This is a genomic window from Photobacterium sp. GB-50, from assembly GCF_003026755.1.
Classification (GTDB): domain Bacteria; phylum Pseudomonadota; class Gammaproteobacteria; order Enterobacterales; family Vibrionaceae; genus Photobacterium.
In genome coordinates this window covers 463,075-490,039 of the sequence record NZ_PYNX01000003.1, presented here as the reverse complement: position 1 = coordinate 490,039, position 26,965 = coordinate 463,075, and the positions used below count along the sequence as shown (strand labels likewise).

At 37.6% G+C, this 26,965-nt stretch carries 23 protein-coding genes; 15 read left to right on the top strand and 8 right to left on the bottom strand.

The features are described from left to right. Window positions 1-553: 553 nt before the first annotated feature. From C9J41_RS07070 to C9J41_RS07055, 4 genes are all read left to right on the top strand, one after another. Window positions 554-1,216, top strand: a complete 663-nt coding sequence (locus tag C9J41_RS07070; RefSeq protein WP_107246082.1) for a hypothetical protein — start codon at window positions 554-556, stop codon at window positions 1,214-1,216. Between the two features lie 34 nt (window positions 1,217-1,250). Beyond that, window positions 1,251-1,805 carry a hypothetical protein gene (locus C9J41_RS07065; protein ID WP_107261085.1) on the top strand — a complete coding sequence of 185 codons (555 nt, stop codon included), beginning with the start codon at window positions 1,251-1,253 and terminating at the stop codon, window positions 1,803-1,805. Between the two features lie 345 nt (window positions 1,806-2,150). Continuing rightward, a complete protein-coding gene (locus tag C9J41_RS07060; RefSeq protein ID WP_107207610.1) occupies window positions 2,151-2,792 on the top strand; it encodes a hypothetical protein in 642 nt (213 codons plus the stop codon). Between the two features lie 321 nt (window positions 2,793-3,113). Further along, window positions 3,114-3,746: a hypothetical protein gene (locus tag C9J41_RS07055; RefSeq protein WP_107294393.1), complete on the top strand. Its 633-nt coding sequence runs from the start codon at window positions 3,114-3,116 to the stop codon at window positions 3,744-3,746. A 91-nt stretch (window positions 3,747-3,837) separates the two neighbouring features. Here C9J41_RS07055 and C9J41_RS07050 read toward each other — a convergent pair whose 3' ends face one another. Both C9J41_RS07050 and C9J41_RS07045 read right to left on the bottom strand, forming a co-directional pair. Beyond that, on the bottom strand, window positions 3,838-4,452 hold the full coding sequence (locus tag C9J41_RS07050) for a cold shock and DUF1294 domain-containing protein (RefSeq protein ID WP_107246089.1): 615 nt from the start codon (window positions 4,450-4,452) through the stop codon (window positions 3,838-3,840). 27 nt (window positions 4,453-4,479) lie between these two features. After that, window positions 4,480-5,139 (bottom strand): site-specific DNA-methyltransferase, encoded by a 660-nt coding sequence (locus C9J41_RS07045; RefSeq protein ID WP_107207607.1) that lies wholly within the window; start codon window positions 5,137-5,139, stop codon window positions 4,480-4,482. Between the two features lie 179 nt (window positions 5,140-5,318). Here C9J41_RS07045 and C9J41_RS07040 point away from each other — a divergent pair, with 179 nt between their 5' ends. Both C9J41_RS07040 and C9J41_RS07035 read left to right on the top strand, forming a co-directional pair. After that, window positions 5,319-6,164, top strand: coding sequence for a patatin family protein (locus C9J41_RS07040; protein WP_107207606.1), 846 nt, complete (start codon window positions 5,319-5,321; stop codon window positions 6,162-6,164). 80 nt (window positions 6,165-6,244) lie between these two features. Further along, window positions 6,245-6,739, top strand: a complete 495-nt coding sequence (locus C9J41_RS07035) for a peptidylprolyl isomerase (protein WP_107291132.1) — start codon at window positions 6,245-6,247, stop codon at window positions 6,737-6,739. An 84-nt stretch (window positions 6,740-6,823) separates the two neighbouring features. Here the strand turns inward: C9J41_RS07035 and C9J41_RS07030 are convergent, their stop codons facing one another. After that, window positions 6,824-7,510 (bottom strand): DNA alkylation repair protein, encoded by a 687-nt coding sequence (locus tag C9J41_RS07030; RefSeq protein WP_107207604.1) that lies wholly within the window; start codon window positions 7,508-7,510, stop codon window positions 6,824-6,826. A 514-nt stretch (window positions 7,511-8,024) separates the two neighbouring features. On the opposite strand from C9J41_RS07030, the gene C9J41_RS07025 reads away from it, so the two are divergent. The 5 genes from C9J41_RS07025 (at window position 8,025) to C9J41_RS07005 (ending at window position 18,664) form a co-directional block, all read left to right on the top strand. Beyond that, the gene (locus tag C9J41_RS07025) at window positions 8,025-9,455 is read left to right on the top strand and encodes a sodium-dependent transporter (protein ID WP_107294392.1); all 1,431 of its coding nucleotides are present in this window, start codon (window positions 8,025-8,027) and stop codon (window positions 9,453-9,455) included. A gap of 310 nt (window positions 9,456-9,765) precedes the next feature. Next, complete coding sequence (locus tag C9J41_RS07020) at window positions 9,766-11,619, top strand: ABC transporter ATP-binding protein (protein WP_107246094.1); 1,854 nt, start codon at window positions 9,766-9,768, stop codon at window positions 11,617-11,619. A gap of 289 nt (window positions 11,620-11,908) precedes the next feature. Next, entirely contained in the window at window positions 11,909-13,510 is a 1,602-nt protein-coding gene (locus C9J41_RS07015) for a response regulator (RefSeq protein ID WP_107294391.1), read from the top strand. A gap of 20 nt (window positions 13,511-13,530) precedes the next feature. After that, the gene (locus C9J41_RS07010; RefSeq protein WP_107294390.1) at window positions 13,531-17,460 is read left to right on the top strand and encodes a transporter substrate-binding domain-containing protein; all 3,930 of its coding nucleotides are present in this window, start codon (window positions 13,531-13,533) and stop codon (window positions 17,458-17,460) included. Between the two features lies 1 nt (window position 17,461). After that, window positions 17,462-18,664: an EAL domain-containing protein gene (locus tag C9J41_RS07005; protein WP_107207599.1), complete on the top strand. Its 1,203-nt coding sequence runs from the start codon at window positions 17,462-17,464 to the stop codon at window positions 18,662-18,664. Between the two features lie 51 nt (window positions 18,665-18,715). On the opposite strand, the gene C9J41_RS07000 is transcribed toward C9J41_RS07005, so the two are convergent. Continuing rightward, a complete protein-coding gene (locus C9J41_RS07000; RefSeq protein WP_107207598.1) occupies window positions 18,716-19,828 on the bottom strand; it encodes an NADH:flavin oxidoreductase in 1,113 nt (370 codons plus the stop codon). Between the two features lie 292 nt (window positions 19,829-20,120). Continuing rightward, complete coding sequence (locus tag C9J41_RS06995) at window positions 20,121-20,720, bottom strand: nuclease-related domain-containing protein (protein ID WP_107207597.1); 600 nt, start codon at window positions 20,718-20,720, stop codon at window positions 20,121-20,123. Between the two features lie 369 nt (window positions 20,721-21,089). On the opposite strand from C9J41_RS06995, the gene C9J41_RS06990 reads away from it, so the two are divergent. From C9J41_RS06990 to C9J41_RS06975, 4 genes are all read left to right on the top strand, one after another. Next, a complete protein-coding gene (locus tag C9J41_RS06990) occupies window positions 21,090-21,560 on the top strand; it encodes a hypothetical protein (RefSeq protein ID WP_107207596.1) in 471 nt (156 codons plus the stop codon). A 251-nt stretch (window positions 21,561-21,811) separates the two neighbouring features. Then, window positions 21,812-22,969 (top strand): ABC transporter substrate-binding protein, encoded by a 1,158-nt coding sequence (locus tag C9J41_RS06985; protein WP_107294389.1) that lies wholly within the window; start codon window positions 21,812-21,814, stop codon window positions 22,967-22,969. Next, complete coding sequence (locus C9J41_RS06980; RefSeq protein WP_107294388.1) at window positions 22,966-24,009, top strand: iron ABC transporter permease; 1,044 nt, start codon at window positions 22,966-22,968, stop codon at window positions 24,007-24,009. Before C9J41_RS06985 ends, C9J41_RS06980 begins: the two co-directional genes overlap by 4 nt. 1 nt (window position 24,010) lies before the next feature. After that, on the top strand, window positions 24,011-24,763 hold the full coding sequence (locus C9J41_RS06975) for an ABC transporter ATP-binding protein (protein WP_107294387.1): 753 nt from the start codon (window positions 24,011-24,013) through the stop codon (window positions 24,761-24,763). Window positions 24,764-24,850: 87 nt separating this feature from the next. Here C9J41_RS06975 and C9J41_RS06970 read toward each other — a convergent pair whose 3' ends face one another. From C9J41_RS06970 to arfB, 3 genes are all read right to left on the bottom strand, one after another. Beyond that, window positions 24,851-25,738, bottom strand: a complete 888-nt coding sequence (locus tag C9J41_RS06970) for an aspartoacylase (RefSeq protein ID WP_107294386.1) — start codon at window positions 25,736-25,738, stop codon at window positions 24,851-24,853. Between the two features lie 90 nt (window positions 25,739-25,828). Then, the gene (locus C9J41_RS06965) at window positions 25,829-26,278 is read right to left on the bottom strand and encodes a hypothetical protein (protein ID WP_107294385.1); all 450 of its coding nucleotides are present in this window, start codon (window positions 26,276-26,278) and stop codon (window positions 25,829-25,831) included. 130 nt (window positions 26,279-26,408) lie between these two features. Next, window positions 26,409-26,822 carry an alternative ribosome rescue aminoacyl-tRNA hydrolase ArfB gene (gene arfB, locus C9J41_RS06960; RefSeq protein ID WP_107294384.1) on the bottom strand — a complete coding sequence of 138 codons (414 nt, stop codon included), beginning with the start codon at window positions 26,820-26,822 and terminating at the stop codon, window positions 26,409-26,411. Window positions 26,823-26,965 lie beyond the last annotated feature (143 nt).

Sequence of the window (26,965 nt, the reverse complement as noted above, 5' to 3'; positions counted from 1 at the left end):
CTGACTAGCCCATATTGATAGTCAAAGAATTACGTAAAAATGGAGACCGTCAATTTCCCTCGGTAATTAAGCAAGCGACAAAGTCGCTTGGTAGTTAGGGTACGACAGAATCGCTTGGTGATCACATGAATGCCGCTAGTTATTCTAACTCATTTTTGCCCCATTATCATTCAGAGCAAATACTCATTAATATCGCATTAACGTGATTTTGGATTAGTTTTATTTACTGTATATATCAACAGTTATAATGAACGTGTTGATTTTATCACTTAATTTCCGTATTTAATAAGAAATATTTCTTATTCAAAACAGAGGTGTAGCTATACTAATTGATAATTAAAAAATTTAATATTTCACTTTATATTTAATAAGATTGATTAAATACATTTCTTACTTTTTACACCCTCTTTTAAATCCGTAAATGTAAAAAATTGCTACCAAGTTCATAATATGTAACGATTATATCGAGTATGGTAAAGGTATTTTATGAGTATATTTTTGCGCGAAAGTAAGAATGCTTATTAATATACTGTTAAGGCCACACAGGAAGATTATGCTAAATCGAATTATCGCAATTTTTGTAAGTGCTATTTTTATCTCTACAGTTGCACAGGGGAAAGAAGTGACTGATAAAACCGAAATAGGAAGCTCTGCGACAGAGTGGCGCCACATGTATTTCATTGGAATATCTAAAGGAAGCCCAAATGAAATAGATTTATCGGAGGGGCAAGTGCAAGGCTTGCTGTCTATGGTAAATGTTGGCCCTGCAATTTCTAATGGAGCAGCCATTAAGCCGGAATACCTTATCAATTCAAAAGGCACGACACCCTGGCTTGCTATGTTCGCATTAGTGCACGCCAAGCAGCCTTCTGCGCTTCCAATAATTGCAGAAGGGAAATCACGGATTCATATACCCACACAATTTATTAGTGGTACTTTTAATAGCCATAACAATTGGCCTCCCGAGATGCTTGCTAAATATGATATGAAATTAGAGGGGTATAATACGTTTGTAATACCTTTTCTAATCCACTCTAGCGCAAATCCAGTCAGTAATTTATCTCAATCAATGAAGGCGCCAGATGGCAGTCTAGAAATATTTAATGTTAATGAGTTTTCGGAGAAATCACCTGAGGAGCTTCTAGTTAAAATATCAGACATAGTGAAATTCATTAAAGAAAGTAGGCCTGATATTGCGCAAGCGGTGCAGCCTTAACAAGTCAAAGCACGCAGATAAGGATCGTATTTCAATGAAACAACAAACCCTGTTTTCAGATAATATATTTGTATCATACAGTCAATTTTACATTGAGTGTGAAGACCCAGATGATTCACTGCTACCTAGTAATCCTTTTCATAAACAACAAAATGGACTCTGTGGAGCTGCTCAGAGCGAAAGATTATTTTTTACAGCGGCTCCTACAGACTCATTAATCAACCTTGAAATCGAACTACTTGACTCAAAGCCAGAGGTAGATGAAAACTTCGATGAGATTGTTGAGGTGTCATTTACACGAGGTGCTAAAGATATACTTTTATGTGAATGGGCTCATGAAGAGGAATATCCATTAAATATACCAGAAGGAATCTATCGAGTACGTTATAACATAAAAGGTTTTGAGCTCGATTATGATTATGAAAATATGGAAGAGCCGGAAGATGACGAAGAACTATTACCTCCTCTCGACGGCCAAAAATACTTAATTCAGTTTTGGCCAAGTGATTTCAAAAGTGATCAAATACTTAAGAAGACTTCTGAATATGCTGCTTATTGGCATAATGTCGCAAAAGAGAAAAGCGTATAACCAACTGATATTTTAAAATTATTTGGAGTTACCCTTACTTTTTAGAGCAAAGTGCATAACAAACTTTTGTCCAAAAACGAGTTAGCTATTACGCTAACTCATTGTGAGCACTAAGCGACTTGCCATTACACTCACTTTAAAGAGAATATCTAGTAAATACTAAGAAAAATACCAACAACCTCCCCCTCTAAGCTGACAATTACCTGACATAACACCACAAAAATAGCGACTTTTGTCATAACCCTGTAAAAAGTAAGTTATTCTCACTGCAAATGATTGCTTTTAATTTATTAACAATCTAACATCTTCTGCAATATTTATTCATATATTGAAAAAGGGTTTTACATGAAGAAGTTATGTTTAGCAGCAATGGTAGCTACAGTACTTGTTGGCTGTAACGCAGGTGACGAAGTTGTAGAACACGGCGGTATCGACATCAATAATTTATCTCAAACCCAAAAACAAGATTACGCAGAGTTAACTGCCGATGCATTAGCAGTCATCGCGCAAGCGGCTGATAATTGTTCAAATGGAATGGCTGTTGGCGAGACAAAACAATGTGACCTTAGCGCCAGCAATACAACGACAAACATTATTGTAGCAAAAGGCCAAATTGACGTTGAACAACAGGAAAATCAAACTGTTATTGTTCATACAACAAAAGCAATGGAGTTTACCTCTCCAAATGCAGTGACAAACGGTGAAGTCATTTCACTTAATTTCAGTGAAAACCTTGATAAAGATTACAACATGACCCTTAAAACGCTACCTGGCGGAAATAACGTTACCTTTAAGGGAATGCTCATTAATACCGCTGACAGCGATGCAAAATATTGGTCTACTGAATCAACAACTGGACTAGCTCTTAAATATGATGCCAATATCAAGCTTCCATCCCTTATCAGCGGTAATGCCGTAATTACTGGTAAAGATAACCAGACATTTAATTGGTCTGCTGATAGTAATGGCGATATTACCGCTCAATAGAGTTACGCCTAGCATTCATTAACCAGCACTATAATCTAGTGCTGTTTTTTTACATTTAACCAATTGTTTATTAAACAATAAATTTCTTCCAGCTACGATAGCAGAAATAAGCAGTAACCTTTACTTTTCTAGGTTCAGTTAACATCATTTAATATCTGAGCAGTTCTGTTAGACAAGTGTCATGAAAATTATTTGAAAACAACCATTACTGTCATCTCTTTGTCAAAACCAAGTCATTAACACTGCGAATGATTGCTTTCAATTTATTAACAACCTACCCTCTCTCACAGTATTTATACATATATTGATAAAAGGTCTTGTATGAAGAAGCTATGTTTAGCGGCAATAGTAACAACAACATTATTAGGTTGTAATGTTGGTGATGAAGTTGTAAATCACGGCGGGATTGATGTTGATAACTTGAGCCATGCTGATTTACAAAACTATGCAGACGTAACTGCAGATGCCTTAACTGTTGTAGCAAAAGCAGCAAAGGACTGTGCTGAGAATCTACCGGTTGGTAATTCTAATGAATGTTATATTCCTGAAATTCAGGGAAATATTGATATTGCTGTTACAAAAGGCCGTATCAAGGTAGAAAAACAAACTGACAGAGTTGTTATTCATACCATTGAAGCGATGCAGTTTACCACCCACAACGCGATTGCAAATGGCGAAATTATTTCATTATCTCTGGATAAAAACACTGATGATGATTACATCATGGCGATGAATAATAGTAATCAAATCACATTTAAAGGTATGTTGATTAATACTGCGGACAACGATACTACATACTGGTCTACCGAATCTACATCGCCACTGACTTACCGATACAATATCAATGAAGTTCATCCTTATATCACAAATGGTAGCGCGATTATTTCAGGTAAAGGTAACCAGTACTTTACTTGGTCTGCTGATGCAGATGGCGACATTTCTGTTATTCGATAAATGAATGATCGCCCAGCACGTCATTATACATTGGTCTATGCTGGACGATTAATAGAATCTTATTCATTACTATAATGAATCACGCTCTATTTTAAATTAGCTGTAACACTTGTTTAATTAACGTCACCCCTTCTGGGGTAAACGATAGAATAAACGCCGCGCAGTTAAGTATGATCATTGCCCATAATATGGCTTTAAATGGCTGTTTTTGAGATTTATGGCGCAATATCTTTTGTGCCCATAACGCACCAGGCCATCCCCCCACTAAGGCTAATATATGCAAGCTTGCTTCTTTGGTTCGCCATTTATCTAACTCAGCCGCACGTTTATCATGTGCATACACCGCAAACGTCACAACGCTTAATACTAAATATCCAATCAGTACTTGATAAGGGGTATTAAAAAGCGCCACTGATATCGCAACGAAAGCCAAAAAGATAACACTAAACCACTGTGACTTTGAAAAAGGTGCGGTGTATTTATCTAAACCTGAATGTGCTTTGGTCAATGTCACTGTTGTTGCTGACATGCGCCCTTTTTTATCTTTACTTATACGAAATGTTACGGCCTCATTGATACGAGGACGACACTGTTTATCCGGCAAGGCAGAGACATGAAAAAAAACATCTTGCTCGCCGTTATCTGGTGCAATAAATCCAAAACCTTTTTGTTGATTCCAGCTAATAATCTTTCCCGGTTGGGCCATGTTTGTTCCTAGCTTAAAAAATGTCGTCTATCGCGACGATAGACGTTGTTTTAAATGTTGATGGGCTGAATCAGAGATATCGCTACCCCATGCTTGACGCGCTAACCTATCAGCCGCCACTAATGTTGAACCTGAACCAAAAAACGGATCGGCAATAACATCACCTTCAACACTACTTTGCTCTATTAATATCTCTAATAGTGGGACGGGCTTTTCTGTCGGATAACCGCGATAAACACGCTTACATTCCAATACATCTGGAATCGATAAGTTATTCAGTTTTCGCTTACCTTTTTCGAAAAACAAAATAAATTCATAACGTGCTCGATAATGATATCCCATCCCTATCGCGACTTTATCCCACACGATGGGTTTCCAAAACTTAAACCCCACCTGCTCTGCAATCGGTTTAATGTGAAACATTGTTTCTTGATCACAGAACAAATAGAAATGACTGTTTGGTTTTAAAACGCGATAGGCTTGCGTCAATAAACTTTCAAATCGTTCATTGGGGAAAATATCAAACCATTGGTTACTCGATCCTTTACTTTGTTTTAATCGCGTTGTTGTTCCCACTGAGCGGTGTTTTTCAAGCGACTCATAAGGTGGATCGGTGATCATCAAGTCAATACTTTGATCGGGCAAAGCTGTTAACCACTCAATCGCATCTTTTTGGAAAATTTGCATCAACAAACCTAATCTAATATGTGGGAGGAGAAACACGCAAAATAATGTCCGTCATAATACGTTAAATAACAAAAAACTCATAAAAATGTGATCTAGAATTAAATGTGTGCATATTCTTAAAGGTAATATCGTCTAATTCCAATATGGAATAATTAAATCACCAAGGATAAGGAACAGTGATGAGTAAACGCGCTTTGGTTGTCGAAGGTGGGGCAATGCGTGGCATTTTTGCCACTGGTGTATTAGATGCTTTTATTGAACGTAGTTACAACCCATTTGATTTTACTATCGGCGTATCAGCAGGCTCTGTAGTACTCATGGGATATCTGTGTGAAAGTTATCAACGTAACTATAAAGTTATTACCGAATACGCACGCAGTAAGGAGTTCATTAATTACAGACGTTTTGTTAAAGGTGGTAACTTAATTGATATAGATTGGTTATGGAACACCAGTATCAGTCATCTTCCTTTAGAGCTACACAAATATGAGAATCGTAATGTCCCACTTTACGCCACAACAACGGTGGTCGATACGGGTGAGCCTAACTACGTTGAAGTAACACGTAACAACTTAAATGAAGTGATGACTGCAACATGCGCCCTACCGATCATTTACCGTCAATTTCCACAAGTTGACGGTATTGAAATGAGCGATGGCGGTATTGCCGATCCTATCCCAGTGATCGAGGCTTACAATAAGGGCGCACGTGATATCACAGTTATTCTATCTCATGCTCAAGGTTTGTTTGCTAAAAATCGACAAGTGCCATGGTTAACACGTCGCTTATTCCGAACAAATCCCGTGTTTGGGCAAGAGTTTTTAACCAAAGAGTCTCGCTATAATAAGGCATTGTATTTTATTCATAATCCGCCAAAGGATTGCAAAATCACCGCCATTGCACCTGATAAAACGTTTATGATCAAAAGATTAACTAAAGATATCAGTAAATTAGATCAAGGTTATCAACAAGGTAGAGAAGCAGGATTAAGGCTGATCAATAATGACCTTCAATTTAAGCCATGATATTTAATGACTTTTTTACTACAAATAGCATCACTATTACGTATACTGCCCGATTCAATTTACACCACGGTTAGTTTTAGATGATTATTTTTACCACCAATGTTGGCGATATTACGATTGAGCTGAACAAGAAAAAAGCGCCTGTTACGGTTAAGAACTTCTTAAAATATTGCCAAGACGGTTTTTACAACGGCACTATTTTTCACCGAGTGATCAAAGGCTTTATGATCCAAGGTGGTGGTTACACTGTGAAAATGAAAGAAAAACCAACCCGCGCCCCCATTGTTAATGAAGCAAACCGTGGTCTGAAAAATGTGATAGGTACTATCGCAATGGCAAGAACAGATGCCCCGCATTCAGCAACGGCTGAGTTTTTTATTAATGTTGCTGACAATGATTTTCTTGATCACACAGCAACAACAAATGCGGGCTGGGGATACACTGTTTTTGGCGAAGTAACGGCTGGAATGGACGTAGTAAACAAAATTTCAAAAGTAAAAACATTATCTGTTCGCGATCATGACGATGTCCCTCGTGATCCGATTGTGATTGAAAAAGTCACTATCATTGAATAGTAAAAAGCCCGTATACGTTTAACTCGCTATGATCGAGTTAGCGTAATACGGGCTTTATCGTTAACTGTAAAGGCTTAAATATCGCTACAAACCTAATGTAAGTTTTCTTGCTTCTCGCCTAGCTTGCGGCGTTAATATACCAATATTCGATATAAGAAAATGATCAACGAAAGGGAAATCGGTTTCACTGTAATTTCGCAATACTAACCCTATCGCTTGCTGCACCTCATAATCACTATCATCGGCTAATAGCAGTACTGTCTCGCACAGTAAGTCGACATTGGTATGCTGTTTGTGATGACAATGCGCCAATAATGACGCTCGTTTCAACCATTTATTATCAGACTCTCGCCATTCAATTAGTTTTGATTCAAATTCGCGATGCCCTAACACAACAGGACTGATTAACTGCTCAACTAAGCGATCAGCAATATCAACCCCATCAACAGTTTCCAGCATTTCTTGATAAGTATGAAAAGCATGTTCATTTCTAAATGCATGGTAATACTCACCAGCATCAAGTGCTAAATAACGCTCTTCACGATAAACACCGGACCATAGCCAAAGCAGTAAGCGACGATAATTTTCTGCATTATCAATTTTTGTATGTGCTCTCGCATCTTTAAAAATTTCACTTCGTTGCTCGGCATTAACCCCATAGCAAGGCTGATTTACCCTAAGTGTTTGTTGCATATTGGCAGCAACCGCTTTATCTGCAACTTTGGCTAAGTGCTGCTGTATATAAATAACCATAGGTATAACAAGTGACATTGGGCGAATCTTTCCTTTTGCACTGTGTAATGACGCTATGACACTACACATTATGGCCAATTGGCTGACTTTTTATTATATAAACGAACCAAATGGAACGCTGTTCGCTTAACTGTTTCATATTCACTCTAAACAATCAATTTATAAAACACTTTATAATCCCAAGCGATTCGAAACCGTTTTATTTTAGGTTATCAATAGCAAACTAGTTATCAGCACAATCTTCCATTTTTTGTATACAGATTAATTGAGCAGCGTGCAAAACTAAAAAGTGTAAACATCTAATAACACTTCTATCTTTTTTACAGAAATTAACTAATTCATTACAATTAATGATTTTCAACCCCGCCAATGCGTGATAAATATGTTAATTATGTAAACTCAATCAGTTTAAATAACTTTTTATTTTATGATTTATAGTCAAAGATTTTCATATTTCTCATAGTGAAAAGGATATTTAAGACTAAATATTTATAACAATTATGACTCACTACAATCATTAACAGGATGTTTTATGGACACATCAACTTCTCCAACCGCTAATCGTGGAAACTGGAGTTCACGAATTGGCTTTGTTATGGCCGCAGCAGGATCTGCTGTTGGTTTAGGAAACATTTGGAAGTTTCCTTATACTGCTGGCGACAATGGTGGCGGCGCGTTTGTTGCTATTTACTTGTTTTTCGTTATTTTTATTGGCTTTAGCGTCATGCTAACTGAATTTGCAGTGGGACGTAAAACAGGTTTGTCTGCCGTTGGCGCATTTAAAACCACCGATCGTCGTTGGACGTTTGTTGGCATCATGGGAGTATTAAGTGGCCTACTTATCATGGGGTTTTACCCTGTTGTTGGTGGTTGGGCCATTGCTTATATCTATAAAATTTCAACCGGATTATTAAGTACGCCAACGGCTATTAACGATAGTTTTGGTAGCTTTATTTCTGATCCTATACAACCGCTTTTCTGGATGGGACTTTACCTTTTATTTAATATTTTTGTCGTTATCCGAGGCGTTTCAGGTGGTATAGAAAAAGCAAGTAAAGTGTTAATGCCACTGCTTTTCATTATCTTAATCATTGTGTCTATCAAAGGCCTTACCTTACCAGGCTCAATGGCGGGCTTAGAGTTTTTATTCAAGCCTGATTTTTCAAAAATTGATAGTTCTGTTGTGCTTGCTGCACTGGGACAGGCGTTCTTCTCACTAAGTTTAGGTATGGGCTGTATGCTGACATACGGCAGTTACTTACGCAGAAAAGAGAATATCGTACAAACCACCGCTATGGTTACGGCGATGGATACGGGGGTAGCATTACTCGCCGGTATCGCTATGTTCCCTGCAATGTTTGCGTTCAGCATGGAACCTTCTGCAGGGCCAGGTTTGGTATTTGTCGTTGTTCCGCAATTGTTTGCTGAAATGGGTGGCATCGGCTTCTTACTTGCAATTTTATTCTTCGTTGCTTTAAGTGTGGCGGCATTAACCTCGTCAGTGTCATTACTGGAAGTGGTCGTTGCCTACTTAATTGACGAGAAAGGTTTTAGCCGTGTGACTGCGGTGATCAGCGCAAGTATTGTGATGGCGCTACTTTGTATTCTTGCTTCGCTATCTATTGGTGGCTTTGGTCCTAAGCTATTCGACACTGGCGCATTTGATGTCTTTGACTTACTTACTGACAAAATCTTCCTTGCTGTTGGTGGTATGTTGGTGTGTCTATTTGCGGGCTGGCGTTTAGATCGAAGTGAGCTAAAAAAAGAAATTACCAATAACGGAAAAGTGTCATTCCCACTGTTCAACCTTTGGTATGTATTGATTAAATATATCATTCCAGTGGCTATCGCTATTGTTGCAATTTCAGGTGTGAAAGCTGGATTTGATAGTGATAAAGGCGACATCATGTTATTAGGTTTAGCGATTATTGCGCTGTGTGGGGTTTTCTCTAAAAAGCTGTAAATCTATTCGCTACAATCATGACAATATAACAATGAAAGGTTTGTCACTAACAATGACAAACCTTTTTTTTCTTATCGGTATACATTTATTACAAATGAAATCTGGCCATACTTGTATATTTTTATAAATTTGTATTCTCGTATTGAGACCCTTCATAATAATTCGTACACTGAGAGCGTTTAAATAATTAACTGCCATGCATACGGTTTTACTGTAATAAGCTCAATCATAAATCATATTTTTCCTCATTTTCTTATGAATGCGCGACTACACAGCTAATAACAAAATGCCAATACTAACTAGGTGAACTATGTTCAAACGCTTCGAAGGTTTCACGAACGCTTTTCCAAAGCAAGAGCCCACACAACCCCCCCAAGGTATTTTTGCATTTTGTCGCTATTACACTCGTGGATTTGAAAAGCCGTTAGCTTGCATGGCGTTACTTAGTGCTATTGTTGCAATTATTGAGGTTGTGCTATTTGGTTTTATGGGTAAGTTAGTCGATTGGCTAGCAGCAAGTGATCCTAAAACATTCTTAGCTGAAAACGGGACAACCTTAATTTGGTTATCCGTGGTCGTGCTTATCGTAATGCCACTATTAGTCTTGATCTCATCATTGCTATCACACCAAACGTTACTGGGTAACTACCCAATGTCCATTCGTTGGCAAGCTCACCGTTATCTGCTCAAACAAAGCCTGTCGTTTTACCAAGATGACTTTGCAGGACGTATTGCAACTAAAGTCATGCAAACTTCTCTTGCCGTAAGAGAAACGGTAATGAAAACGGCTGATGTTTTCGTTTACGTCTCTGTTTACTTTACTTCGATGTTAGTGATCCTTGCTCAAGCGGATTGGCTATTGATGTTACCTATGTTGGCTTGGTTAATCGCTTATATTGGTATTCAAATTCACTTTATTCCTAAGCTAAAGAAGGTCGCAGCAGAGCAAGCTGATGCCCGCTCGACCATGACAGGACGAATTGTTGACAGTTATACCAATATTGCAACAGTCAAACTGTTCTCCCACAGTAAATATGAAACCGATTATGCCGAAAAAGGGATGAAGGGCTTCCTTGCAACGGTTCATCATCAAATGCGCTTGGTTACCGGATTTGATATTTGCGTTCAATTAGCTAACTACTTATTACTTTTTTCTATTTCTGTCCTTTCTATTTACCTGTGGATGCACAGTGCAATTCAAGTAGGTTCGATTGCAATTGCGATTAGTTTAGCGCTGCGTATTAATGGCATGTCGATGTGGATCATGTGGGAAGTGGGTGCGCTATTTGAAAATATGGGTACCGTTGTCGACGGTATGAAAACGCTGTCTAAGCCAGTTGAAATTGAAGATGAGCCTAACGCTAAGCCATTAGCTGTGCAAAATGGTGGCATTGAATTTGATAACGTAAGCTTTAACTATGGCGAAAATAAAGATGTTATCAACCATCTCTCGTTGAATATTAAACCTGGTGAAAAAGTTGGCTTAGTCGGTCGATCTGGCGCAGGCAAATCAACCTTAGTTAACTTGCTATTACGTTTTCATAATTTAGAAGGCGGAAATATTCGCATAGATGGGCAAGACATTGCGAAAGTTACGCAAGATTCATTACGCAGTAAAATTGGCATGGTAACGCAAGATACGTCTTTGCTTCATCGCTCTATTAAAGACAACATTCTTTATGGTGATCCTGAAGCCAGTGAAGAGCAGTTGCTTTCCGCAACTAAACAAGCACATGCCCATGAGTTCATCGAAACATTGACAGACCCGTTTGGTAATATTGGTTACGATGCTCAGGTGGGTGAACGTGGTGTTAAACTCTCAGGAGGACAACGTCAGCGTATTGCTATCTCCCGCGTATTACTGAAAAATGCGCCAATCTTAATCTTAGATGAAGCAACCTCAGCGTTGGATTCTGAAGTGGAAGCGGCGATTCAGGAAAGTTTGGTTGAATTAATGGAAGGCAAAACAGTTATCGCGATTGCCCACCGTTTATCGACTATTGCAGCGATGGATCGTCTTATCGTATTAGATAAAGGCCAGGTTATTGAGCAAGGTACACACCAAGAGCTCATCAATCAGAAAGGTATTTATGCTCAGTTATGGGCACATCAAACTGGTGGCTTCATTGGCGAAGAAAATCATCACCTTGCCACTGAAAGTTAACTATTAACTTAGCCTATGTGTGATTGATGTTAAAAGAGGTCGCTTAGCGACCTCTTTTTTATAATAAGATTATCCGTATTCAATAGCACTGCCCCTTTCATACAACTCTTCCCTTGATTCACGTTGAAACGCCTAACAACAACATTCCTCATGAAGATAACTCACCAAAAAACAAAAGCTTAATTGAGTTACACGTTGTTACATAAGAATATTTGTTGATTATTTAATTAGCTATTATCATCCCGCTCCCTTTACAAATTTTAAATCCATTTTCCTTTTCTGAGCTTATATGGTTAATAGTCAATCAATTCTAATTGTCGATGACAGTGTAATTATTCAGCAAACGACTAAATTAATTCTGTTGAAAGCGAAATTTGAAGCACAACGAATTTATTTTGCATCAAATGCACAAGATGCAATAAAGCTTTGCCAACGCAATGTATTCGATATCATTTTTATTGATTTTAATTTAGGTCTTGGCAGCACAGGCCTTCAGTTACTTGAGCGCCTCCACCACAATCAATTGATCACTCATCATCCTTTGATTTTTATTGTTACTGCAGATGATTCAGAATCAATTTTGATGGGATTTTCTGAATACCAACCTACAGACTATTTAATTAAGCCTTTTCGTTTAGAAACACTGACAACGCGAATAAATCTCCATTTTAATAAGCATAAGTTTGAAGATGCTGTATTTAACACTTACCAATCAAAGGGTTGGTTAGGTGTACAAGAGTTTATTGAAAACTATTCTTATTGTGATAAATATTGGTCGAGTGTAACAGCCTTGGCTAAACGATTATTGCTAAATAAAGTGACGACAAGTTATAACGATATTGACGTCATGTTAAATAGTTTACTTCAACAAAATGACTATGTGCCTGCTAAATTATTATTAGCGCAATTATGGTTAGAGCAAAATAAATTTGACCAGCTTACTCCGTTGCTTACATCAATTAATTCTTCTAGCCCACAACAACACCTGACACTATTAGATCTTAAAGCTCGCTCTGCATTAAAACAGAACCGTATAAGCATAGGCTATGAATTTTGGTTAGCGGCGCATAAAGTAAGCCGTAATAATCTCTACCGCTTGTTTGGTTTAATATGGATTGAGTTTTGTCTTCAACACGACACTGAGATCGAACGTCATATCAGAGAAGCCTGTTTTTCACTGCGTTTTTCCATTTGGGATAAACCTCAAAACTACGCATTTTTAGTGTGGGTACAGCTACAACAATACAACAAAAAGCACCAGTCGATAGAGAAACTATGGTGCTCTATTAATCAGCAGCAGAAGATCACTAAGCACGATCGCGCTTATATCTATTTATTACAGGCATATCAGGCCGCTGAAAATGATTCTAATTTGATTGCGTATCGTGAATTTATGAATGCATTAAATTATGTAGAGCACCATGAATATAATGAATTACCAAGCGAATTTCTTATTATTGCGCTAAGTACAGCCATTAAGCTTTCAATGCATACTCATATCATTAAGTTTGTAAAGCAGTTGACCAACATTTTCAATTTACAACCTAATGAACCACATAATGTCATTAAGCAGATGTGGCTAAAAGCGCAGACGGCTAAAATTAATGAGAGCAAGTGTGCTGAGTATAGTTATGCCTTACAGTTGGTAAAACAAAAACAATTTGTGACGGCTGGACAGTTACTTTTTACATTATGGCCGATGTACCGTTTTGATATCACTTTAGCACGCTGCATAGTGGAACTATTTGCTCGTGGACACCTCGATTTATATGTTAGTGAAAAAAATACTGTCAACGAAGCAAGGTGGGTATTTGAGTCACAAGATATTAAACCTGAATGGTATAAAACATTAAAAACGAAACATACCGTACTCAACCAGCGCCTTTACTAAACGTTAATGAGAATTAAGTCATGCGTAACTTTACTTTACTAATAATTTTATTTATTAGCTCATTAACTTGGGCTGATGACAATGTTCAAAAAACAACATTAAAAGTTGGATACCTTTCATTAGATTGGTCACCGTTATCCTCACTCAATAAAAAGCAAGAAGTCGTAGGGCTATTACCTGACTATATGTCAATTATCAGCCATAACGCTGGGTACACTATTGAAAATATTGTTTATGATACGCCGACTGAAATTCTAACAGCATTAGCACGCGATGAGCTTGATGTTGCCATAGGGGTAAGCAACAGTGCAGAAAGAGAAAAGTTTTTTGCATTTAGTGAGCCTCTATTGGCTTTTCCTTACGCAATGCTTAGCTATTCGTCTTCCAATATCCTCTTAAATTTTGATGATAAGACAATCGCCATTGAAGAGAACAGTGTTCTCAATGGGTTATTACCTCAAGTCAACGAAAGTATCACCACGATTTCAATGGTTGATTCAAAAACCGCCTTAGATTCTGTCAAAAGAGGCGAGGCTGACGCTTACATTGGCAATTCAATTCTTTTAAATAAGCTACTAAAAAGTAATGATCCATCGATCCCATTTGAAGTAACAATACTTGAACAGTTACCTTTAGAGCAACTGCACCTTGCCAGTTCAATAAAAAATAGTGCCATTATCAAACAACTCAATAGCACTATCGTTGCCCTATCTAAAACCGAAATAAATTGGCTTCACAAGAAATGGCTGACAAAAAATCAAATTTCTTTACTCAAAGATCCGAGTAAAATTAAACTTACTAGCGATGAAAAAAACTTTCTTGAGTCTTTACCTACGCTAAAAATTGGTTACCAATTTGATGCTAACCATCTAAAAGAAGAAGATATTCTATATCTGCAAGTTGAAGATATCGCTCAAAAAATGAGTGTAGGACTCGGTGTTAATTATGAGTTTATCCATATTAATGACTACTCCCAAGCTAAAGCGATGCTTGCACAAGGAGATATACATATTCTTAGCGCCGTTGCCACGTCGTCATTACGGAAAAAAGAACTGCTTTTTAGCATGCCTTATGGGCAAGAAGGCTGGGTTATTGTCAATAAAATTTCAAAACGAAATAGCTACGGAATTACACCTAAGAATAGTATTGGTGTTATTCAATCAAGTTTTGTTAAAAACCTTGCTTTAAACTTATACCCAGATAATAAAACAATTAGTTTTGATTCAAGAAATGACATGCTTGCTGCATTGATCAATGATCAAATCGATTATGCTGTTATTTCACTCAGCCAAGCGCATGTGTTGTTACAAAATGAATACCTTGGCCAATTAAAAATTGTCCCTAGCAAGTTGGATAACCACCAACGTTCAATTAATTTTGCAGTAGATAATAACAATCTTCAGCTAAGAAATATCATCAATAAAATGATAATGACATTGCCACCAGAAGATCTAACGAATAGTTTTAGAAAATGGCATTCTATAACCATAAAATCTGACGTTAATTACAGCCAAATCATTGGCTGGGCGATCATCGTTACAACGGTAATTTTTAGTATTATTACTGTAATTATCTATTGGAATCGTCGTTTAAGTCGAGAGATCACGCAACGGAAAAATGCCGAACAAAAGCTAACTTACCTAACGAATAATTTTGATGGTGTTTTGATTCAGCACTTACAAAACAGTGCAAACCCATTTGATATTGAATTTTTATTCATTAGCGAAAAAATCAATCTATTCATTGATTGTGATGCATCTAAACTATATGAAGATCCGGCTTTATTACTTGATATATTAAAACAGCGAGAAGACTTCGAATCTCTTTATTTAACAATGCAACAGGCAGTTTCTATTGGCTATTGGAGTACTAATTTACAAATTCATTCCAACACGCTTAAACCGCGCTGGATAGAACTACGTTGCCAAATATCGGAAGTTGAAAACGGTTGGCAGTGGAATACTATTATTCTAGATATTTCGCAAACCAAAGAACAACAAGTCGCACTAATGGAAGCTAACGAGAAATCACTGGCTGCGACTGAATCTAAATCACGCTTCTTGGCCATGATGAGCCACGAGATCCGTACGCCAATCAGCGGAATTCTAAGTTTATTAGAGCTAATGGAACCACATGCGAAAACTAATGAATTACGACAAATTCATCATAATTTGTCACAATCAGGGCGTAACTTGCTCAACATTGTCAATGATGTATTAGATTTTTCGAAAATTGAAGCTGGTAAGCTCAGTATTAACCCAAGTGAAAATAATATTTCGGATCTTATTCATGAATTAGTACAGCCCCACTCTATTCATGCACAGCAAAAAGAAATTACATTCACCTTGTGGCTCGATCCTACCATCGCACACTGTTTACTGTTTGATGAAGTACGTTTAACGCAAATTCTTAATAATCTTATTAACAATGCGATTAAGTTTACCGTGCAAGGAAACATTCATCTGGCTGTTGATATGATCCAAGAATCAGCATCAGAACAAAAGCTGACATTCTCTATCACTGATACGGGGATTGGTATTAAACCTAAAGATTTAGAGCGTTTATTTCAACCATTTGTTCAAGTTGAGCAAAACAGTAACCGTCGCTTTAGTGGTACAGGGCTAGGTTTATCCATTTGCCACCAATTAGCCCAACTAATGGGTGGTGAAATTGTCGCGAAAAGTGACATTAATGTTGGCACTACATTTAGTGTTACGATCCCCTTCACTGTTGTTGAAAAGAAATCAGTCAAGCCGTTACATAAACATTGTGGCTTTTTGGGCGATATTGACGAGCAGTTTTTAGAGTTATATTTACAATCATGGCATTGCTCATACACAAAAATTGCAATTGCAAATAAAGCTAAATTACCAGCATTCATTCTAACGAATAAAATCAATACGATTATCGTGAAAGACACATGGCTTACTGATCACAATATTGATGCAGCATGGTTTAAGGCTAATTTACCGTCAATAAACGTTATTACAATTAGCTCTCCGAGCCATTTTTTCACTCAAAGCACCTCGGAAGGTTATATCATTTCTTGTAATCCATTATTGCCGAATCTGTTCTATCAAGCGCTAGCAAAACAGACCTGTAAAAATACCCTATACCCTGATATAACCACCACAGAAAAGCGTGTATACACCTATGAGCAGGCTGTTGCAAAAGGGCGTTACATTCTGGTTGCAGAAGATCACCCTATTAACCAGCAGATCCTTAAACAACAACTAGAGCAACTTAACTATGCCGTTGATATTGTAGATAACGGTCAAAAAGCACTAGATGCATTAAGCAAGAATTCATATGATCTATTACTAACAGATTGCCATATGCCAGAGCTTGATGGTTTTGAGCTGGTTAAAGCCATTCGTAAACAAGAACAGATAAAAGCTGCTAAGCCTCTTCCTGTATTGGCGTTAACAGCAGATGCGCTATCTAACGAACAATTTTTTAAAGAGATTGGATTTGATGCGTATTTAATTAAGCCAATAACATTAGATGAATTAAATACCGTATTAAACCAATGGCTACCGAGTAGAAATTGTGACAATGTCACGTCAACATATGAGCACCTCGTGCCTAATACGTTAACGGATAGTGAAAGCACAACGGATTTAGTTAATATTAACGAGCTTATTGATATCTTCGGTGATAGTGAAACAGCCTATACATTGCTCGATCAGTATCTTGCATCATGTATTAAAGACCAGCATGAATTGAATATGGCTATTAACGAAAATAATATTGAATTAGTAGGCTTAATTATTCATCGAATTAAAGGTGCAGCTCGCGTCATGACGTTCCACCAGCTTGATGCACTTTGCATCGATGTGGAAAAGGATATTCAACAGCATAGAATAGAGACTTTACAGCACCATTATGAATCATTAATAGCTTTAGTTGGTCAACTCACTCAACAAATCGATAATTTAAAAGGTAACTAAAATGCGCATACTATTGATAGAAGATCATGATTTTCAGCGCCAAGTGCTAACAACGCAGTTAGCTCGTATTATCGATCCTGTTAATGATGAAATTCATTGCGCGGTTAACGGTGCCGAAGCATTAAAAATTATGCAGCAATATCAACCACAGTTATTGTTGTGTGATTTAAATATGCCGGAAATGGATGGCATCAGTTTTCTTGGTCATATTGCAAAACAGCAGTTTAAGGGCGCTATTATAATCACCAGCGCCTTGAAACAAGATATCTTAGCCAGTGTTGAGAAAATGTGTCTTAACTATAAACTTAATTTATTAGGCACATTGGCTAAACCTACCTGTTTAAAGCAAATTAGTGCTTTAATTGAAACAGCAAAGCAAACTAATGCATTACCTGAACGCCTACCGTCTTGTGATATAAAATTGGATGAAGCCTTTATCGATCTCGCCTTTAAACAATACTGGTTTGTGCCTTACTTTCAGCCTATCGTATCGCTTGAAACAGGTGAATGGGTTGCTTGTGAAGCGTTAATACGTTTAGTGCATCCTGAATATGGTACGGTTCCGGCTTACCAGTTTATTGATCAAATCATGGCGCACAATAAAGAAAAGCAATTAGCAATTTACATTATTCATTACGTAATTTGTTATCGTTCATATTTCCATAATCGAAAAATTGCGATAAATATTTCATCTAAAACATTGGCTGATCCACATTTCATCAACTGCGTACTGAAATTAAAAGAACAATATTACGATTTAAATCAATGGTTATATTTTGAACTAACAGAGTCCGATATATTTGAATCAGTCGGTGAAGCCATTGAGTCTGCATCACGCTTGAGTATGCACGAGTTTGTTTTATCCATTGATGATTTTGGTACTGGCTATTCGTCACTTAAGCAGTTAGAAACATTAACGTTTAATTCCCTTAAACTTGATCTTGGCTTTATTCAGGCATTACCAACAAGCATTACGGCACAAGCCATTGTGGAATCATGCTTACTACTCACTAAACGCTTAGATTTAATCACTATTGCTGAAGGCGTTGAAAACCTTGCTTTATGGAAGCAATTACAGGAAATGCACTGTCAACAAGCACAGGGATATTTTATATCTCCCCCTTTGCCATATGACAGTATTGAGCAATGGTATCAGCAGTGGCAACAAAAAAGCGCCTCACTTGCTATTACTCCCGCTGAATAAAAAAAGAGTTAGTGTTTTTGAACACTAACTCTTCTTATGCCCTCTTAAAAATTACAATGCTGCAATTTCAGCTTTTCGCGTTTTAGAGGTCACACAAAAATTCCCACGGCGAGTTCGACATTTTGAGCATCTTTCACACTCAACATCGATCCGATCCCCCTCTTTCCAACGTTTGATCAGTTGTGGCTCCGTCAGTAGCGGACGTGAAAACGCAAACAATTCAATATTTGTATTATCAGCAAGCGCTTCAATTGCACAGTAATTACTTAAGCCACCAACAGTCATAACAGGCACTTTAACGTCTTCACTTATCACACGGCCATATTCGCTAAAGTAACCTTCCGCTTGAATCTCATAACCATCATGCACTTCACCAACCATAGTATCGGCTTTGCCATGAATATTGCCTGAGATGATAATGGCATCAACCCCAATCGCTTCCAGTTTTTTACAAATAACACGCGTTTCTTCAAAAGTTAATCCACCTTCAAAAAATTCTGTCGCGGTTAATTTCACTAGGATCGGGAAATCTTTACCGACTAACTTTCTGATCGCATCGTAAATTTCAATTAAGAAACGCATACGATTTTCAAGGCTACCGCCGTACTGATCTTCACGTTGGTTGTAGTAAGGGCTTAAAAACTGATTTATTAAATAAGTATGCGCCGCATGAATTTCTACACCATCAAAACCCGATTGTTGAGCACGTAAGCTTGCTTGGGCAAATGCATTAACGATGTAATCAATTTCTTTTTGTGTCATTGCTTTACCCAATGTTTGGGTACTTTTTTCACACACGGCACTAGGTGCAAAAATAACACGTTCGCCAAGATTATAGGTTGTTTTCGTGCCACCATAGGCTAACTGCATGACAATTTTTGAATCATATTGATGTACAAGCTCTGTAAGCTTTTTATATTCTTCAATAAAAGAATCGTTATACATCCCCATCATGCCTGCATTCGGCTTTTCTTCTTCTACAATATTGGCATAACCCGTGACAATTAAACCAACCTCACCTTTGGCAAGCTCTTCATAGATAGCATAAAGCTTATCTGTCATATGACCTTCTTCTGTCGCCATATTTTCCCACGTTGCACTGCGTACAAAGCGATTTTTTAACGTCATCGAACCAATGTGAGTTGTAGAAAACAAATTACTCAAGGTGAAGCCTCTTACATCTTTTTATGATTTATCATCAGATTGAAGAACAAAAAGAACAGCGACACGATCAAGGTATCGGTTCTTTTTTCTAATATCTGTCAACTTTGAACAGATGGAGGGGATAGTACTGATAAAGGAAGGTGAAAACTTTAATCTGGATTAAGTTAAAGGCAGTTCTGTAGCACGTAAAAGTAATAATTTGGCTTAAAAACGGAATATATCCACATACCCTCTGTATATAGAGCGCAGTCTTGCGAGTAATTTAGCTCATCATAATACTTTTACTTAACCGTTAGTTGCAAAGATCTGGGTTAAATGATGTCCTTTCAATACTCGCAACCCATTGCTGTAACTGCTGGTCTGTAAATAACGGTGCCTTAAATGTATGGATATAATGCATCATTGCACTTACTGATTTGACTACATTATCAGGCATCTCGGTTTTAAAAGTACAATCACCAACAAAAACCACTGCGGAATGAAATGCCGTTTCATCAACACCCAATAAATATTGAAGTGTCTTAGTATGTTGAGCATTTTGATGTAACGGGTTTTTAAATACTGATGAGCGATTAAACGATGCTTGTTGCCATACTGACTGATAGGTCCCACCAAAAATCCACCCTTTAATATTTATCGTTTCCACGACAAAAATACCGTATTGAGAAACAACAAGATGATCAATTTGCGTTGTACCACTTTCAGTAGGCAAGGTTACATTAGTTAATACTTTGTAATGTTTTGCTGGCAAAAGTTTTAATCGGTAATGAACAATTAATTCACCTGCACGACCTTTAAACCACGGTGAATTTACTAAAAACAGAATAAAAACAACCGGAATAATCCAACATAAAGGCTGTAGAGCATTAAATATTATTGATGTCATATCCATGAATTAGGTTATCCATTCCAGTAAGAACGATTGCGCCTCTGTCTAACATTATTTAAGTGAAAAAATTAACGTTTTTAGAGATAAAATACTAAGTCAAAAATATGGCAGTATATTTACTGTTTTTAAAGGTCAAAAATGTAACGTTTTAATACACATGAAATTATATTGAAAAATACACATGGCGTTACATATAAAGCTATTATACAAATCATGAAATACAACTATTTGAGTATCGTTTAAATTTTACTTCTATTTCTACAAATGGAATTTAATTATACCGCTGTTTCATAGTAAAATATTTGCATTATGAATGCGTAAAAGGCATGTTATTAGGCTTTAATTAAAATCTAATTTCGTGGAGTTATATTAGTGTTTAAGCGTTCTACCTCACTTGTTGCACTTACTTTTTCTGTTTTTAGTATTTCTAATGCTTTTGCTGATACCACTCAACATAATACCTACCAAGCTGTCCCGTCCAAAAATGAGTTGATCACTCAAACTGATTTTGGCAATCAAACCTATGTTTTTCACTTTAGTAGCGGCTCACATCAACTCGCCCGTATCGACTTTATCGACCATATGCCTACTAACCAAAGTGTATGTAAAAGTTGGAAATATGTTTCAGCGCTAAGTAATTACAATGTGGCTAAACAAACCTTATTACGTGTATCTACTAGCTTCGATCCAAGCAATAACACCTGTACGGCCTATGCTTACGCCAGTAATAATGGCGCACAAATGTCGCAAGTTCTTGACCTATTTCAAACTAAAAACTACGTTGACATCGCAGGTTTCAACTTATCGGCTGACGGTTTTACCGCAGCAGTAAACGCACTGTAATCAAAGCCTTAATATCAACAAGAGATCCAAGTACTATTTAGTGATACTCAAATATTCATTTTCTTGGATCCTTACTCTCCGATACGTTTCACGATCACTTCTCCCCTTGCAACTAATCTAAAACTGACACACCAGTAAATGTTAATAAATCTTATTACCATTCATTAATGGATCCTTATCTCTCAATAAAACACATTTATAACGATAATTATTATCATTACTATTTCGAAAATTTTTTAAGGATAGCCATTTTGAAAACGCCCATTAAAACGTTGCTTTCTCTAACTGTTGGCTTAACAGCTTCCAATATCGCTTTAGCAAGCACCTATCCCATCACAGTAACGGATGTTGCGGGTAGACAAGTTACCTTTGATCATCAACCTCAAAACATTGCACTTTCAACCAGTCGAATTTTTCCATTGCTAGAAATTATTTATCAAAAAGAAGCAGCAAAGCACCTTGTTGCGGCAAGAGATGATATGCGAGTTTCAGCGCCAAGCATGTATGCTAGCTATATTAAGCAATACCCCTCACTAAAAAATGTTCCGACTATTGGTCTTATTAAATCTGGTGAATTTGATGTTGAACGGTTTATTAATCTAAAACCTAAACCTGATCTTTTTATTGTTGATCTATCAAATATTAAGTTGGCTGAAGATAAAGGCTTATTGAAAAAACTCAATGATGCTGGCATTAAAGTATTAACGGTCGATTTCCGTGAAAATCCACTCAAAAACACACTGAAATCAGTACAGGTTTTCGCTGATGCTGTTAACCGCTCAAAGCAAGGCGATGCATTCGCCAAATACTATACAAGTCACTTGAATGTGATAAAAGAGACACTGGCACAGCACCCAAACACACCGACTCCGCGCGTGTTTATTGAACGCGCTGCAGGTTACAGTGACTCCTGCTGCCGTACTTTTGCTAATGGTAATATGGGCGCTTACATCCCAATGCTTAAAGCTGAAAATATTGCGATAGCGCCACTTGATGGTTCTGAAACTGGACAGATGTCACCAGAGACAGTCATTACCTCACAGCCTGATGTTTATATTATGCAAACAACCGGTTGGATCACCAATGACGGTCAGCCAACAAGTGGGATTCCTCTTGGTTACTCTCCTAACCATGCCGCAATTAAACAAGCGACCACCGATTTGATGAATCGACCATGGCTACAAGCACTAACAGCGTATCAACAAAAGAATGTTTATTCGATTTATATGCCATTTTACAACTCGCCGTATAACTTAGTGGCGATTGAGTATTTTGCAAAATGGTTACACCCTTCACTTTTTTCAACGTTACAGCCAGAAAAGACATTTGAAGAGATGAACCTTAAGTTTGGTCATCGTCATCTGAGTGGTCAGTTTGGTCAAGATAACTTCAAGGCAATGAATCAGTGAATAGCATTACAGTTGAATTGAGAGCTCACCATATTCGTTCTCGTAATAAAAGAATCGCACTGATCAGCCTTGCCATATTAAGTGTGTTATTTGTCATTATTGATGTGCTTATTGGCTCACAAGGCCTCTCTTTTTCACAAGTGATCCAAGCGATTTTTTCACCAAGCCAAAGTGCTATCGCCAGTCGAGTCATTGTGTGGGATATACGCATGCCAATGTCACTCATGGCCCCTTTTATTGGGGGAGCATTAGCCTTGGCTGGCGCACAAATGCAAACAACATTGCATAACCCGCTAGCCGATCCTTATACCTTTGGTGTTTCAGCGGCGGCAGGATTCGGGGCGTCTTTAGTTATCACCAATGTTGTTGCTCTGCCCTTTATCCCTGCACAATATCAAATCGCTGTAATGGCGTTCATTATGTGTTTACTAACGACGTTATTGATAGCGGGGATTTCGTCGATAAAGCGTATTTCAATTGAAGGTGTGATGTTATTTGGTGTTGCCGTTATGTTTGCATACGATAGTTTGCTGATCATGATGCAATACATTGCCAGCGAAACCCAATTGCAAACATTAGTCTTCTGGCAGATGGGCTCGCTAGATCGCGGTAGCTGGGAAAAAATTGTTTTCTTACTGATTTTGTTACCCATTGTATTAATAATTATGATGAAAGATGCTTGGCGATTATCTTCATTAAAAATGGGACAAGAACGTGCAGAATCGATGGGAATTAACGTCAAGCGTCTACGTATGAAGACCTTGGTGTTAGTTTCAATTATTACTTCTATCTCGGTTTCATTTGTTGGCGCAGTCGGATTTGTAGGTTTAGTGGCTCCGCATATTGCACGGATGGTTTTAGGTGAAGATCAACGCTTCTTCTTGCCCGCATCATTCTTAGTTGGAGCGGTATTATTAGAGTTAGCCTCTATTGCGAGTAAAGCAATTATGCCTGGGATCATTTTGCCTCTTACTGTTGTAATGTCGATTGTTGGGATCCCTTTCTTTATCTTTCTTGTGATTAAAAAAGGGGGACGCTAACATGAGCCTTGATATCAATAATGTCACAGTGACATTTGGTAAACAGTCAGTCTTGAATGACTTAACATTACCCACTATCCACTGCGGCGAAATGGTAGCCTTAATAGGAAAAAACGGTGCAGGTAAATCGACACTCTTACGCCAAATGACTGCGCTGCTTAAACAATATCCTGAACAAATTCGATACCTTAAACAACCGCTTTCATTAAAGGATATAGGCTATTTACCGCAAGAGCATCGTATCCACGCTAACATTACGGTACTCGAGTTATTGATCACGACAATGTACATTCACTCAACGTCTTTGATCGCGAAAAAAGAAAGTGCAGAGCAAGGGTTATTCTTATTAAAAGATATGGGGATTTTACATCTCGCTAATAAACAATGTTTTGCACTCTCTGGTGGTGAAAGCCAAATGGTAGGACTTGCCCAAGCGTTAATAAACACTCCTAAAGTATTGCTGCTAGATGAGCCAACTTCAGCACTTGATATGCAAAACCAATTGCGATTACTCAATTATGTTCGCTCCTATACTAAACGCACAGGGGCATGTGTAATTATGGTGATCCACGATCTTAACTTGGCGCTTCAATATGCCGACCATATTGCTGTACTACATAACGGCAAATTATTTGATTATGGCTCACCTAAAGCTACAGTAACGAGTGAGCTTATTTCTGCGGTATTTAATGTTGATTCGCATATCATTATGGTTGATCACACCCCTATTGTAGTCTTGAAAACAACGCATTAAATAATAATAACAACTAAAAAGCCCGTAACAGAACAATGTGCGTCTGTTACGGGCAAGTATTTGATGACTTATAATATGGGCTAAATATTAGTTTGTTGATGCCACGATTTTCTTACCTAATGACATCGCAAGATTATTATCATAATAAGCGGCTTCATTAATAAAGTGAGGGTACGCTTCATAATCCCCTTCCCAGAAAATCTCTGTACCATCGAACAAGGTGAAAATAGGGTCGCCTGAGCGCAGTGGTTCAAAATCATTATCTTGAACAGATTGATGAACCATGCCAATTCGCTCCCCTTGTTCATCTACTGGAAGCTTGAGGGTTTCTTCATAACGGTAAGCGTCATAACTTGCAGGTAAGTCAGGCACTTCATTAGTGTTATTTAAATGAACAAAATCCAAAATATGTTTTGTCATCGCTTCCATCCAATCTAATACATCCTGACGGATAACCGATTGTGGTTGCGGCCCTATTTCAACGATCACACCTTGCTTGGCAATTGAGCAAAGAAATAAATGCTCATCAACAGAGGTATGATCTTCAAATACCACCACTGCTTTTGGCATTTTAGACTTAACATACGCCCCTAACTGACGATTAAATAGATCAGACTGAAGTAAGATTAACGAAGGTCCCATATTACTGGTGGTATTATGCAAATCGATAATAAAATCAGTATTTGCCTTTCCTTTTGGTCCAATTTGCTGATTAATTGCTTTAGCGCGAGTCTGTTCATAACTCGTCAGCTCATTATTCACGAGATCATCAATACCAAATTGGCGATTCAAATCATGATCAACATATCGCTTATTTTCACCGTATGCTTTTGGGTTAGCAAAGACAGTGTCGACAGAAAAACTCTCACGCGCTAATTGCAGGGGATCACTTTGCCACTTTTTGAGTAAGTAAATACCACTAAATTCATTACCGTGAGTACCACCAACAACTGCAACTTTATTTATCTTACTCATCCTTGACCTTCCTAATATCCAAACCTTTTTATCAGTGTACTGATAATATACATCGATACCAGTCTATTTTATCAACCAAAAAGCTATAGATTAGAATTTAATAGGTCGTGTTTGCGCTAATTTAAGATACGAATGCAGCTCGCCATTTTTGTACTCGATGGCGGAATGGATATTAGCGTGACGGTTAGCAAAGACAGTAAAGCGATAGGTATTCTCTGCTTTTTTAATTTCTATTTCGATCGCTCCATCTACTAGCTCCCAATAGCCAGTGGTGTGTAGACGATTGAATAGCGTGTATTCATCAAGCGTTCCGTCATCATGTAACCTTAACTCTGTTATGTACCCTGCACTACAAGTTTTTAACCATATCTGCTCCACAATTTCATTGTGTTCAAAATTGCGTTTGGTTTCTAACCATAGATTCATTTGTTGTTGCTGTTCAACAGCTAATGGCGGGAGATCGTCTAAAGTGAATAAACGTACGCGCTCTGTTTCACGATAAAACAACTGTAAAAGTTGAAGTGTTTTTTTCTCGAACATCCCTGCCACCCAATAATAAATAAATGCAATAAAGAATTTACACAGCTATTGATAGCAAAGATATTCGGTTAGGTATCACAATGTCACTTCTTTACAGCAACTTATGCCGTAAAGGTCACATTAATATTGGTTAAAAATTCACTTTACCTCTGAGGTTTTTGGTTTTCCCTCGCTGGGTTTTCTTATCGACACGACGTACCTGTGAGTTTTTCGTCGGACGTGTCGCTTTACGCGCTTTCTGGGTTGTCATAACACTTTGAATAAGTGTTTTTAGACGTGCTAATGCTTCATCACGGTTCATCTCTTGAGTACGATGTTGTTGACTTTTAATAACAATGACACCCTCTTTTGTTATACGGCTATCAGATAGTTTTAAAAGGCGTTCTTTGTAAAAGCCAGGTAAGGATGAACTATTGATATCAAACCGCAAATGGATTGCACTCGACACTTTGTTGACGTTCTGACCACCAGCACCTTGAGCTCGGATAGCGGTAAGCTCTATTTCCCAATCGGCAAGTTGGACTGAATTTGAAATAACTAACATGTATTTACTCTCTGCATTTCTTACGTCAATTTTACCATAGAGAGCGTTAAATCGTTATATAGCAATATGGAAAGAAATAGTTATGCCTTCTTCGTACTCAGAGCCTCGACAAGGATCTAAATACTGTAATAGAAGCCAGTTAA